At 71.7% G+C, this 12,031-nt stretch carries 14 protein-coding genes; 9 read left to right on the top strand and 5 right to left on the bottom strand.

What is annotated here, in order from left to right:
• Nucleotides 1-19 precede the first annotated feature (19 nt).
• From BMX97_RS13705 to BMX97_RS13695, 3 genes are all read right to left on the bottom strand, one after another.
• Nucleotides 20-472 (bottom strand): DNA polymerase III subunit chi, encoded by a 453-nt coding sequence (locus BMX97_RS13705; protein WP_091751405.1) that lies wholly within the window; start codon nt 470-472, stop codon nt 20-22.
• A 53-nt stretch (nt 473-525) separates the two neighbouring features.
• Nucleotides 526-2,337 (bottom strand): methylmalonyl-CoA mutase family protein, encoded by a 1,812-nt coding sequence (locus BMX97_RS13700; RefSeq protein ID WP_091750863.1) that lies wholly within the window; start codon nt 2,335-2,337, stop codon nt 526-528.
• 163 nt (nt 2,338-2,500) lie between these two features.
• On the bottom strand, nt 2,501-3,304 hold the full coding sequence (locus BMX97_RS13695) for an undecaprenyl-diphosphate phosphatase (protein ID WP_060846401.1): 804 nt from the start codon (nt 3,302-3,304) through the stop codon (nt 2,501-2,503).
• Nucleotides 3,305-3,807: 503 nt separating this feature from the next.
• On the opposite strand from BMX97_RS13695, the gene BMX97_RS32850 reads away from it, so the two are divergent.
• The 5 genes from BMX97_RS32850 to BMX97_RS13670 are packed head-to-tail and all read left to right on the top strand — an operon-like array spanning nt 3,808 to nt 7,553.
• Nucleotides 3,808-4,500: a glutathione S-transferase family protein gene (locus BMX97_RS32850; RefSeq protein ID WP_091750860.1), complete on the top strand. Its 693-nt coding sequence runs from the start codon at nt 3,808-3,810 to the stop codon at nt 4,498-4,500.
• Between the two features lie 53 nt (nt 4,501-4,553).
• A complete protein-coding gene (gene queG, locus BMX97_RS13685) occupies nt 4,554-5,666 on the top strand; it encodes a tRNA epoxyqueuosine(34) reductase QueG (RefSeq protein WP_280142799.1) in 1,113 nt (370 codons plus the stop codon).
• Between the two features lie 35 nt (nt 5,667-5,701).
• The gene (locus tag BMX97_RS13680) at nt 5,702-6,538 is read left to right on the top strand and encodes an SDR family oxidoreductase (protein WP_091750857.1); all 837 of its coding nucleotides are present in this window, start codon (nt 5,702-5,704) and stop codon (nt 6,536-6,538) included.
• Nucleotides 6,539-6,547: 9 nt separating this feature from the next.
• Nucleotides 6,548-7,243, top strand: coding sequence for a NeuD/PglB/VioB family sugar acetyltransferase (locus tag BMX97_RS13675; protein ID WP_091750854.1), 696 nt, complete (start codon nt 6,548-6,550; stop codon nt 7,241-7,243).
• A 25-nt stretch (nt 7,244-7,268) separates the two neighbouring features.
• Nucleotides 7,269-7,553 carry a HigA family addiction module antitoxin gene (locus BMX97_RS13670; protein WP_091750851.1) on the top strand — a complete coding sequence of 95 codons (285 nt, stop codon included), beginning with the start codon at nt 7,269-7,271 and terminating at the stop codon, nt 7,551-7,553.
• 28 nt (nt 7,554-7,581) lie between these two features.
• On the opposite strand, the gene BMX97_RS13665 is transcribed toward BMX97_RS13670, so the two are convergent.
• Complete coding sequence (locus tag BMX97_RS13665; protein ID WP_091750848.1) at nt 7,582-8,583, bottom strand: l-ornithine N(alpha)-acyltransferase; 1,002 nt, start codon at nt 8,581-8,583, stop codon at nt 7,582-7,584.
• 168 nt (nt 8,584-8,751) lie between these two features.
• On the bottom strand, nt 8,752-9,138 hold the full coding sequence (locus tag BMX97_RS13660) for a DUF2267 domain-containing protein (RefSeq protein ID WP_091750845.1): 387 nt from the start codon (nt 9,136-9,138) through the stop codon (nt 8,752-8,754).
• A 289-nt stretch (nt 9,139-9,427) separates the two neighbouring features.
• Here BMX97_RS13660 and rplU point away from each other — a divergent pair, with 289 nt between their 5' ends.
• The 4 genes from rplU (at nt 9,428) to obgE (ending at nt 11,995) form a co-directional block, all read left to right on the top strand.
• Nucleotides 9,428-9,745: a 50S ribosomal protein L21 gene (gene rplU / locus BMX97_RS13655; RefSeq protein ID WP_048436258.1), complete on the top strand. Its 318-nt coding sequence runs from the start codon at nt 9,428-9,430 to the stop codon at nt 9,743-9,745.
• A 42-nt stretch (nt 9,746-9,787) separates the two neighbouring features.
• Nucleotides 9,788-10,069 (top strand): 50S ribosomal protein L27, encoded by a 282-nt coding sequence (gene rpmA, locus BMX97_RS13650; RefSeq protein ID WP_060846406.1) that lies wholly within the window; start codon nt 9,788-9,790, stop codon nt 10,067-10,069.
• Between the two features lie 193 nt (nt 10,070-10,262).
• Nucleotides 10,263-10,898, top strand: coding sequence for a GNAT family N-acetyltransferase (locus tag BMX97_RS13645; RefSeq protein WP_091750843.1), 636 nt, complete (start codon nt 10,263-10,265; stop codon nt 10,896-10,898).
• Between the two features lie 68 nt (nt 10,899-10,966).
• Complete coding sequence (obgE, locus tag BMX97_RS13640) at nt 10,967-11,995, top strand: GTPase ObgE (RefSeq protein WP_091750840.1); 1,029 nt, start codon at nt 10,967-10,969, stop codon at nt 11,993-11,995.
• Nucleotides 11,996-12,031: the final 36 nt, after the last annotated feature.

The following is a 12,031-nucleotide window of genomic DNA, read 5'->3' as shown; positions in this document are numbered from 1 at the left end:
CTGTGTCGGGCGGGCCCGGTCAGGCCTTCTTCTGCCAGCGGCCGCCCTCGTCCTGCTGCCAGTAGGCGACGGCATGGCCGGCCTCCTTGGCGGTGCGCCACTGCTCGCGGGCGCGCAGCAGGGCGTCCTGGTCGGTGCCGTCGAACAGGATGCAGATGCGCTGGTACTCGGCCGCGTCGTCGGGCAGGGATGCGCCCTCGACCAGGAAGCGGATCGAGGCGGCGTTGGGGTTGGCGTCGCGCAGGGTCAGCACCACCGGCTGCGTCGCGCAGTCGGGGTCGCGGTCTGTGCCGTGGGGCAGGAAGCTCTCCTCCGAAAAAATCCAGAGGTGGTCGTCGAGGGCCTGCAGCCGCTCCTCGCTCGTCGCCTGGATGGCGACGCGCCATTGCCGCTCCAGGGATTTCTCCAGGAGGCTCGGCAGCACCGCCTCCAGGGGCTGGCGCTGCATGTGGTAGAACAGGATCTCGGTCACGCTCATGAGATAGGGCACCCCGGGGCCGGCGGCACCGGCCCGGGGCACGATGCTCAGGCCGCTTCCTGCGCCTGGGCGAGGAGCTTCACCAGATCGCAGCCGGCATAGAGGTCGTGGGCGACGCCCGCCGCCTGCAAGGCCGCCTCCAACTCGCCCGGCTTGCCGGCGAGATAGAGGGTCGCGGCGCCCGCCGCCCGCAGCGCCTCGGCGGCGGCGACCGCCTGCTCGGCATAGACCGCGTCCGACGAGCACAGGCAGGCGACGCGCGTGCCGGATTGCCGGAAGGCCTCCGCCATGGCGGCGTGATCCGCAAAGCCCTCGTTCGTCACCGCCTCGATGCCGCCGGCCTCGAAGGCGTTGCGGGCGAAGGTGGCGCGGGTGTTGAAGGCGCTCAACGGCCCGAGATTGGCGAGGAAGACCCGCGGGCGCCGGCCGGTCCGGGCGAGCGCCGCGTCGGAGGCATCGCGCAGGGCCTCGTAGGGCTCGGCGAGGCGCCGCGAGGGCAGCGCCCCCTCCGGCACGGGCTCGGCCGCCGGGGCCGGGGCCAGCACCGCCACCGGCGCCTCGTGCAGGTCCGGGAACTCGCTCGTGCCGGTGATCGGCTGGCGGCGGGTGGCGAGGTCGGCGTCGCGGGTCTTGCGCAGGCCCGCGAGGCGGGTCGCCAGGGCGCCGGAGCGCAGGCTCGCGGCGATCCCGCCGTCCCGCTCGATCGCCTGGAACTGCGCCCAGGCCTCGGTGCAGAGAGCCTCCGTCAGGGCCTCGAACCCGCCGGCGCCGGCGGCCGGATCGGCGACGCGCCAGAGGTTGGCCTCGTCGAGGAGGACGTGCTGGGTGTTGCGCGCGCAGCGGCGGGCGAAGGCATCGGGCAGGCCGAGCGCCGCCGTGAAGGGCAGGACCGTGATCGCGTCGGCCCCGCCGAGGCCGGCCGAGAAGGCGGCGGTGGTCGCCCGCAGCAGGTTGACCCACGGGTCGCGCCGGGTGGTGCTGCGCCAGGCGGTCTCGGCGTGGAGCCGGATCGGCGCGGGCGCGAGCCCGCAGGCCTCCTCCACCCGGACCCAGAGCCGGCGCAGGGCCCGGGTCTTGGCGACCGTCAGGAACTCGTCGGAATCGGCGACCAGCAGGAAGGCCAGGGCTTCACGCGCCCGCTCGAGCGGAATGCCGCCGGCCTCCAGCGCCCGCAGGGTCGCGAGCGCGCCGGAGAGCAGCGCGGCGAGTTCCAGCGCCTCGCCGGCCCCGGCCTCGTGGAACGGGCGGGCATCGGCCAGGAAGGCGCGGCCGGCAAATCCCGCGGCGTCGAGGTCGCGCAGGATCTCGGGCAGGGCCGGCCAGGACGGCGCGGCGCCGGTCGCGGCCTCGATCGCCACGGGATCGAGGCCGAGGTCGATGTCGAGGGCGGTGAGGTCGTCGCCCCGGCTTGTGGCGAGGGCGAGGAGAGCCCTCGCGGCGTCCGGCCCCATGGCGCCGGCATCGAGGCGCAGGCCGATCAGCGGCAGCATCACGCCGGAGAGTGCGGCGTCCAGGGCCTGCGGGCCGGGAAGGCCGAAGCCGCGGGCGGCCGGGCTTCCCGCCATCACCAGGGTCAGGGCGTCGGCACCGCCGTCGAGGTCGGTGAGCGCCAGGGCGTTGGCCTCGGCCGGATCGGGATGGTCGACCCGCTGGCTGACGCGCCAGCGGCCGGGCTCGGCGCGGCCCGGCTGGGGGGCGGCCTCGGCCGGCGGATAGAGCGGGGCGACCTTGATGCCGTCCGGGGTGCGGCGCACCAGCCGCTTCTCGAAATCGGCGCCTTTCAGCACCCCGTCGACCAGGGCACGCCACTGCGCCTCGGTGGCGGCCGGAAAGGCGGCGGCGAGCGTCGTATCGTCCATGTCGCGGGTCCTCGTGGCGCGGATCTCTCCCTAACGCCAGCACATAGCCGCGCCACACGCCATTGGTCGAGGTCCCTCGCGGGGCGTGGGTCGAGGTCCCTCGCGGGGCGTGGGTCGAGGTCCGTCGCGTTCGGCGGAGGCGCGGGGCGCCTCCGCCGAAGCGTCACCCGAAGATGATCAGCCCGGCGAAGCCCGCGGCACCGACCAGGATGCGCCACCAGGCGAACAGCGCGAAGCCGTGCCGCGAGACGTAGTCGAGGAGCTTGCGGACCACGAACAGGGCCGACAGGAACGCCACCACGAAACCGATGGCGATCAGCCCGACATCGTCCTTCGAGAGGTTCTTGTAGTTGTCGAGGAGGTCCTTGGCGAAGGCGCCCGCCATGGTGGGCATGGCAAGGTAGAACGAGAACTCGGTGGCGGCGCGCTTGCCCGAGCCCATCAGCATCGCCCCGACGATGGTGGCGCCGGAGCGCGACACGCCGGGGATCATCGCCAGGCACTGGAAGAAGCCGATCTTGAGTGCCATCGGCAGCGAGTACTGGTGCACGTCGTCGTATTTCTGCTCGATCTCGGTCTCGTCGATGACGAGCAGCACGAGGCCGCCGGCGACGAGCGTCGAGCAGATGATCCAGGGGTTGAACAGGTAGAACTTGATGTACTTCGAGAACAGGCCGCCGATGATCGCGGCGGGCAGGAACGCGATCAGGATCGCCAGGATGAACCGGCGGGCGCTCGGGTCGCGGGGGGCGCGGCGCAGCAGGTCGAGGAGCTGGCGGAAATAGACCCCGACGATCGCCAGGATGGCGCCGAGCTGGATCAGCACCTCGAAGGTGTTGTTGGGCGATTCGAAGCCGATGAAGTGGCCGACGAGGAGCTGGTGGCCGGTCGAGGACACCGGGATGAACTCGGTGGCGCCCTCCACGAGGGCGAGCACCACGGCCTTGCCGATGCTGGCGACGTCCATCACCGCGCTCCCCGGTCCGTGGTCGTGCCGTACGCGGGCCGGCCCGCCTTCCACCCTGTCACCGTCGTCATCGTCGCCTGCTCTCGTGGTCGCGCCGCGGGCGGTCGCGACCGCGCCCGGCGGGGATGGGGGGGAAGAACTGGGGTCGCCCTGGTCGGGCCGGCGCCGTGCCCCGCCTGCCGGTCCGTGTGGCAAGACCTCTGTGGCAAGTCTGTGGTGGGAGGCCGACCGGCACGGGGGACCGGACCGCTCCGGCCGCATGGCTCCGTTCCGCGACCCCGATCGATGGTCCCGGCTACGGGACGAAGCCTCGCACCGGTACGGTTGAGGCTCGGTTACCAGCCTCGCATCACCGTGTTAAGGATGCCGAAAGACATAGCCATGGTGGTGACCGGGCGTTAATCACGCGCGGGCCAAGCCTGACACAGACGCGACCCACCGCACGACCCACCGCGAGCCGACCTTCAAGGCCAGCCAACAGACGAAGCGCGAAACGGCCCCGCATGGCGACGCTCCATCACTCCTCGTTCTGCCCGCATTCCCGCTTCGTGCGCCTGGTGATGGCCGAGATGGGCATGGAGCCCCAGCTCGTCGAAGAGCGCCCCTGGGAGCGCCGGGACGACTTCCTGATGCTCAACCCCGCCGGCACCACGCCGGTGCTGGTGGAGGAAGGCGGCCTCGCCGTACCCGGCGGCAGCGTCATCGCCGAGTATCTCGACGAGACCCGGGGCCTCGGGCTCAGCGGCATCCGGCTGCTGCCGGAGGCGCCGGCCGCCCGGGTCGAGGTGCGGCGCCTGCTCGACTGGTTCCTGCAGAAGTTCGACCAGGAGGTGACCGGCTACCTCGTCACCGAGAAGATCCACAAGCGCTTCATGACCTCGCAGCACGGCGGCGGTCCGCCCGACATGAACGCGATCCGGGCGGCGCGCAGCAACGTGCGCTACCACCTGAAATACATCGGCTACCTGATCTCGCGGCGGAACTGGCTGGCGGGCAGCCATCTGACCTATGCCGACCTGGCGGCGGCCGCGCACCTGTCCTGCGTCGACTATCTCGGCGACGTGCCGTGGGACGAGGACGAGATGGCACGCCACTGGTACGCGCGGGTGAAGTCGCGCCCGTCCTTCCGCAGCCTGCTGGCCGATCGGGTGGCCGGGATGGCGCCGGCCGACCATTACGCGGATCTCGACTTCTGACGGCGGCCCCGACCCCGGACAAGCTTCGGCTTTTCCTCGAGACCCGCGCCCGGATCCTCGGCTTCGACACACTCGCGGTGACCCGGCCCGACGCGGTGCCGGCCCTGCCGGAGCGGCTCTCCGCCTGGCTCGCCGCCGGTTACCACGGCGAGATGGCCTGGATGGAGGAGCGCACGGCCGAGCGGGCCGAGCCGGCGCGGCTGTGGCCGGCGGTCCGCAGCATCGTGATGCTGGGAATGAATGCCGGGCCGGAGGGCGACCCGCTGGCGGCCCTGGCCGATCCGGCACGCGGGTCGATCGCCACCTACGCCCGGCGGCGCGACTACCACGACGTGATCAAGGGCAAGCTCAAGGAGCTGGGCGGCGCCTTCGCCGCCAAGGCGGGGGCCAAGGTCAAGGTCTTCGTCGACACCGCGCCGGTGATGGAGAAGCCGCTCGCCGAAGCCGCCGGCCTCGGCTGGCAGGGCAAGCACAGCGTGCTGGTGTCGCGGACGTTCGGCAACTGGCTCTTGCTCGGGGCGATCTACACCACGGCCGACCTCGCCGTGGACGCATCCGAGCCCGACCGCTGCGGGAGCTGCCGGCGCTGCCTCGACGCCTGCCCGACGAACGCCTTTCCGGCTCCCTACCGGCTCGATGCCCGGCGCTGCCTCGCCTACCTGACGATCGAGCACGAGGGGCCGATCCCGGCGGAGTTCCGGGAGCCGATGGGCAACCGGGTCTTCGGCTGCGACGATTGCCTGGCGGTCTGCCCGTGGAACAAGTTCGCGGCCGCGGCCCGGGAGGCACGGCTTACGGCCCGCGCGGACCTCGCCGCCCCTCCCCTCGCCGAACTGGCCCGGCTCGACGAGGCGAGCTTCCGCCAGCGGTTCGCCGGCACGCCGATCAAGCGGACAGGGCGCGATCGCTTCCTGCGCAACGTGCTGATCGCGGTGGGCAATTCAGGTGATTCGGACCTCGCCGGGGAGGCCCTGCGGCTCCTCGGCGACGCCTCGCCGCTGGTGCGCGGCATGGCGGTGTGGGCGCTCGCCCGCCTCGGCCGCCTGCCCGATGGTCCACCGCAGGACGAGCGGGATCCCGACGTCCTCGCCGAATGGGCGGCGGCAAAAAACCGAGGGGTTCGCAGGGCGCGCCCACTGGCGGGGGCCGGGCGGCGCCCTGCATAAGACGGCACGTTCCCTCGGGCGAGGCTTTGGGCCGCATGAACCTGTTCGTCTTCGGGCTCGGCTACACCGCCGGCCATTTCGTCGCGCGCGAGCGCGCCCGCTTCGCCTCCGTCACCGCGACCCGCCAGGCGCCCGCCGCGATCGACGGGGTGACGCTGCGGGTCCTCTCGCCCGGGGAGGCGGATCCGCGGATCGCCGACGACCTCGCGCGGGCCGACGCGATCCTGGTGTCGATCCCGCCGGATTCCGGCCACGACCCGGCGCTGCACGCCTTCGCGGACGCCATCGCGGCCGGGCCGGCGCGCTGGATCGGCTACCTCTCGACGATCGGGGTCTACGGCGACCAGGGCGGGGCTTGGATCGACGAGGCGACGCCGCCCACCCCCACCCACCAGCGCACCCGCGACCGGGTGGCGGCGGAAGAAGCCTGGCTGGCGCTCGGCGCGCGGACCGGCAAGGCGGTGCAGGTCTTCCGGCTGTCGGGCATCTACGGGCCGGGCCGCAATGCCTTCGAGAAGCTGCGCCAGGGGAAGGCGCAGCGCATCGTCAAGCCCGGCCAGGTGTTCAACCGCATCCACGTCGACGACATCGCCACCACGCTCGCCGCCTCCCTCGACCGGCCGCGCCCGGGCGCGGTCTACAACGTCACCGACGACGAGCCGGCCCCGCCCCAGGACGTCACCGCCTTCGCGGCGGAGCTCGCCGGGCTGCCGCTGCCGCCGGCGGTCGATTTCGACACCGCGTCCCTGAGCCCGATGGCGCGCAGCTTCTACGGCGAGAACAAGCGGGTGCAAAACCGCCTGATCCGGGAGGAGCTGGGAGTAGAGCTGGCCTACCCGACGTATCGGGAGGGGTTGCGGGGGCTGGTGTAGGGGCACGCCGTGTCCGTCCCGCCGGCTCCCCTGGTCGTCGCGGTCGGCGGTTCGGGCCGGCACGCCCGCGTCGTTCTGGAGGCCGCCGATCTCGCCGGGCTGGCGGTCCTCGGCGTTCTGTCGGATGCGATGCCGGCCGGCGCACCGTTCTTCGGATCGCATCGCGTGCTCGGCGAGCTCGACCTTCTCGACGACCGGAGCTTCTTGCAGGGCTGCCGCCTTCACCTCGGCACCGGCGACCGGGCGGTGCGGCGGTCGATGGCGGAGGTGGTCGAGGCCAATGGCGGGCGACTCGGCACGATCGTGCACCCCGCCGGCATCGTCTCGCCGAGTGCCGTGATCGGCGCAGGGGCCTTCGTCGCGGCCGGCGCGATCGTCGGCGTCGGTGCGATCCTGGCGGAAGCCTGCCTCGTCAACACGGGCGCGAGCCTCGACCACGATTGCCGGCTCGATGCCGGGGTTTGCCTCGGCCCGGGAGCGCGCCTCGCCGGCACCGTCCTGTGCGAGGCCGACGTCTTCGTCGGGCTCAATGCCTGCGTCCTGCAAGGCCTGCGGATCGGCCGAGGGGCGGTCGTCGGGGCCGGCGCCGTGGTCACGCGGGATGTCGGGGCTGGTGCGACCGTTGTGGGTTGCCCTGCCCGACCTTTGAAGCGACGATTGCCCCGATCGGAAACAGGTGCCGAACCCCACCGCACGATGTCATGAGCGCCGACGCGACCGGAAAACCGCGATGCCCCGGACACGGATCCATCCTGGGGAATACTTGGCCGGGGAATATCTCGGGGGCTCCAACCTCAGCGCCGACGAACTCGCGGACGCGCTCGATCTGCCCCGATCCCGCATCGGTGATTTGATGCACAAGCGCCGAGGGATCGATGCCGACTTGGCCCTGAGACTCGGCCGCTTCTTCGGCACCACGGCTCAGTTCTGGAGCAACCTGCAAGCTGCCCACGACCTTTCGACAGTGCGCGCGACGACCGTCGCGCCGGGGAGACCATCCCGCCCGACGCCCTGACGTGATGCAGCCACGAGACCTGACCGCCTCACGCCGCGTGCCGTCCCGCCTCCGCCCCGAAATGCCCGATATACCGCTTGGCGATCGCCTCGACGGGCAGCACCACGAACACGTCGGTCGTGCCGAACTGGTAATCGACCACCGCCCCGTCGCCGAAGGTGGCGCCGACCCGCAGATAGCCCTTGATCAAGGGCGGCAGGGCATGGAGGGCGGCCTTCGGGTCGATCGCCTCGCGGCTGAGGCGGTCCATGGCGACGTGGCGGCCGGGCAGCGCCCGGGCGCGCCAGCCCTCGGGGGCGCGGGCGAAATGGTGCAGGAAGCTCAGGGGCAGCGCCAGGCGGTCGGGATCGGTGCCCTCGAGGCTGGCGCAGCCGAGCATCGCGTCGATGCGGTGGTGCAGGACGTAGGTCCAGATGCCGTGCCACAGGAGCTCGACGGTGCGCTTGGTGCGGTAGGGCTTGAGCACGCAGGAGCGGCCGAGCTCCAGCAGCCGTTTGCCCGCATTGGCCTCCAGCACCGGGCCGAGATCGTACTCGCCGGCGGTGTAGAAGCCGAAATGCCGGTCGGCCTGCTCCTGGCGCAGCAGCCGGTAGGTGCCGACCACCCGGGGCTTGGGCTTGCGGAACGGCGTCTGCTCCTTTGCGTCGTGGTCGATCACCAGGAGGTGGTCGCAGACCGCGTCGTACTCGTCGGCGTCGCGGCGCTTGAGCAGGGCTAGGCCGGTCGGGATCGCCGCCATCTCCTCGTAGAAGACGCGGTAGCGCAGGCGCTGGGCCCGCTTGATCTCCTTGGGCGTCGTCGCGAGGCGCACCTCCAGCGAGCCGATGCGGCCGAGCACCGGGTCGAGGCCGGGGGTCTCGAAATGCCTCAGGCGCGGGAAGAGCCGCGAGGTCTGGCCGAACCCCTTCTGGCCGATGTCCTTGAGGTGGATGCCGCCCTCGGCGGCGCGGCCGAGGAGGCGCGCGAGGGGGATGCCGGGCGGGGCGTCGCGGCCGTCGCCGGAGGGGCCGCGGGTAAGGAACGGAACCATGGTCGAGGCATCCCGTGCGGCGCCGACCGATCCGGCGCCCGTGGAGCGGTCGCCGCGACCGTCCCCGCGTGCCGACACAACACCACGAAGCCGGCACGGGAATATGACAAGGGTTGTTGAGATCGATCAGAGGGTTGGCGGGGCAGTCCTGCCCCGCCCGCGCGCCGTTCAGACGAACTGGCTCAGGCCCGGGATCGAGCCGACGATCGGCCCCATCACGTCCTCGCCGGCCTTCTCGCGGCCATAGGCGAACAGCTCGCGGCCGAGCGGCTGCATCTGGTTCATCGGCACGCCGGCCGACATCAGCTTCTGGCCGAGCGCCATCACGCCGCCGCCCATCATGCCGCCGAGCATGCCCATCAGGCCGCCGCCGCCCTCGCCGGAGCCGGCCTGGGCGATCGCCGCCTCGGAGCCCGGCATGGCGGCGATGAGCTGGTTGACCTCCGTCGCCGGGCCCTCCTTCTGCAGGAAGGCCAGGATGTGGCCGATCGCCGTCTGGGCCGTGGTCGCGTCCAGTCCCGTGGCCTGCGTCACCCGGGCAACAAGCTCTTCCATCGTGGTCTCCCGCGCGTCGGCACCGCCCATGTCGGTGGGGTGACATGCGGCCTGCGACCGGGCGGTCTTCGGCGAAGGCCGCCGCGAAATCAAGGCGGGGAGCCGAATCCCGGCGGCCGCGGCGTTGACAGACGGGATGCGGACCCGTAACGGAGACATCTGGCGCGCGGACCGTGAGGGACCGTGTGCCGTCGCGTTCGCGGACCGCCCTTCGGGCGCCCGAGCGTCAATTGCCAAAAAGACGATCCCGGCGAAATGCCGGAGGTCGGATGGAACACGGACGAGAACGATGTTCGCAGTGATCAAGACCGGCGGCAAGCAGTACCGCGTCGCCGCCAACGACGTCATCACGATCGAGAAGCTCGAGGGCGAGGCCGGCACCGCGGTCACCTTCGGCGAGGTGCTGCTGTTCACCGACGGCGCCGGCGCGACCCAGGTCGGCGCCCCGCTGGTCTCCGGCGTCAGCGTCGCCGGCGAGATCGTCAAGCAGGCCCGCGGCCCGAAGGTCATCGCCTTCAAGAAGCGCCGCCGCCAGAACTCGCGCCGCAAGCGCGGTCACCGCCAGGACCTCACCGTGGTCCGCGTCACGGGCATCAGCGCCGCGTAAGCTGGCCGCGAGCCCTTTTCCCAGAATCCAGGAGTTAGCCCCATGGCTCACAAGAAGGCAGGCGGTTCGTCCCGCAACGGTCGCGATTCGGCTGGTCGTCGTCTCGGCGTGAAGAAGTTCGGCAGCGAGGCCGTGATCGCCGGCAACATCATCGTGCGTCAGCGCGGCACCAAGTGGCATCCCGGCGTCAACGTCGGCATGGGCACCGACCACACCCTGTTCGCCCTCACCGCCGGCAAGGTGCAATTTATTACGAAACGCGGTCGCGCGTTCGTAACGGTCGTCGCCAACGACGCCGGCCCGGCCCTGGAGGCCGCAGAATAACCCGACGGAGCCAGTGACGAGGGAGCTCCGCCGGTGTCCCCACACCGACCCGGCGACTCCTGCTCACCTTAGGCCCCGAAACGGCCAAGCTCCGAGCGAGATCACGAGGGGAAGGTGGGGAACCACCTTCCCTTTCGTCGTTCTCGTAACCGTGCCCGAGCGGGAGGCTCTGGGTTCGGATCGGAGTCAGGCGATGTTTCCCGACCTCACCCGCGACGATGTCTTCCGGCTCGAGACCCGGAGGCTGTGGCTGCGCTGGGCCCGTCAGGCCGATGCGCAGGCCCTCGTCCGATTCGCCGGTGAGAAAGCCGTAGCCGGGATGACCGCCCGAATTCCCCATCCGCTCGATCCGCCCTCCGTGGACAATTTCATCCTGGAGTCGCGGCGGGCCAACGCGGAGGGCCGCGCGCTGGTCATGGCGATCACGCCGCGGCGGCACCCGACCCAGGCGATCGGCATCGTCAGCATCGAGCCCGACCCGGACGGCCACGCGCCGCATCTCGGCTACTGGCTCGGCACGCCGCATTGGGGCCAGGGCCTCGCGACGGAAGCCGCGCGGGCGATGATCGACGCGTTCTTCGCCTATACCGAGGGCGAGGAGCTGTCCTCCTCGGCCCGGGTGGTCAACCCGGCGTCGCGGCGGGTCCTGGAGAAGTGCGGCTTCGCCTCGGTCGGGTCGGGCCTCCAGGCCTTCCCGGCCCGGGGCGGCGTCTTCCCGGTCGACCGGTTCCGGCTCGACCGGCGCGCCTGGGACAGCCTGAAGACCTGGCACGCCGCCGGTCTCGTCTTCGCGCGCCACGACGGGGCGGAATGCCGCGTCGGCGCCTGATCGTCCGATAAGATCCGGCGGCCGGGGTCCCCTCCCCGGCCGCCTTTCCCCATTCAGGAGTTCGTCCCGTGAAGTTCCTCGACGAGGCCAAGGTCTACGTCCGCTCGGGAGACGGCGGCGCCGGCTGCGTCTCGTTCCGACGCGAAAAGTTCATCGAGTTCGGCGGGCCGGACGGCGGCGACGGCGGCCGCGGCGGCGACGTCTGGATCGAGTGCGTCGAGGGGCTCAACACCCTGATCGACTACCGCTACCAACAGCATTTCAAGGCCCGCAAGGGCGAGCACGGCTCGGGCCGCAACCGCGCCGGCGGCAAGGGCGAGGACGTGATCCTCAAGGTGCCGGCCGGCACCGAGATCCTGTCGGAGGACCGCGAGACCCTGATCGCCGACATGACGACGGTCGGCCAGCGCTTCCGCCTCGCCAAGGGCGGCAACGGCGGCTTCGGCAACGCCTACTTCACCACCTCGACCAACCGCGCCCCGAAACACGCCAATCCGGGCCTCGAAGGCCAGGAGCACTGGCTGTGGCTGCGGCTGAAGCTGATCGCCGATGCCGGCCTCGTCGGGCTTCCCAATGCCGGCAAGTCGACCTTCCTGGCCACCGTGACGGCGGCCAAGCCCAAGATCGCCGACTATCCCTTCACCACCCTGCATCCGGGGCTCGGCGTCGTGCGGGTCGACACCCGCGAGTTCGTGCTGGCCGACATCCCGGGCCTGATCGAGGGCGCGCACGAGGGCGTGGGCCTGGGCGACAAGTTCCTGGCCCATGTCGAGCGCTGCCGGGTGCTGCTCCACCTCGTCGAGGGCACGAGCGAGGATGCCGGCGCCGCCTACCGGTTGGTGCGCACCGAGCTCGAAGCCTACGGCCACGGGCTCGAGGACAAGCCCGAGGTGGTCGCGCTGTCGAAGGCCGACACCCTCGATCCCGAGACGCTGGAGCTCCAGGTCGCCCGGATCGAGGAGGAGACCGGCCAGAAGCCGCTGATCCTGTCCTCGGCGACCCGCCAGGGCGTGACCGAGGCCCTGCGGACGCTCATGGCCCGCATGGACGCGGCCGCCGCCGAGACCTCCGTGGAGCGGCCGGCCTGGCAGCCGTGACGGCCTGGCAGCCGTGACGTAGCCCGGGGGCGCCGC

Source organism: Methylobacterium sp. ap11, assembly GCF_900110515.1.
In the GTDB taxonomy this organism is placed as follows: domain Bacteria; phylum Pseudomonadota; class Alphaproteobacteria; order Rhizobiales; family Beijerinckiaceae; genus Methylobacterium; species Methylobacterium ajmalii.
This window is presented reverse-complemented; position numbering and strand designations above follow the sequence as displayed.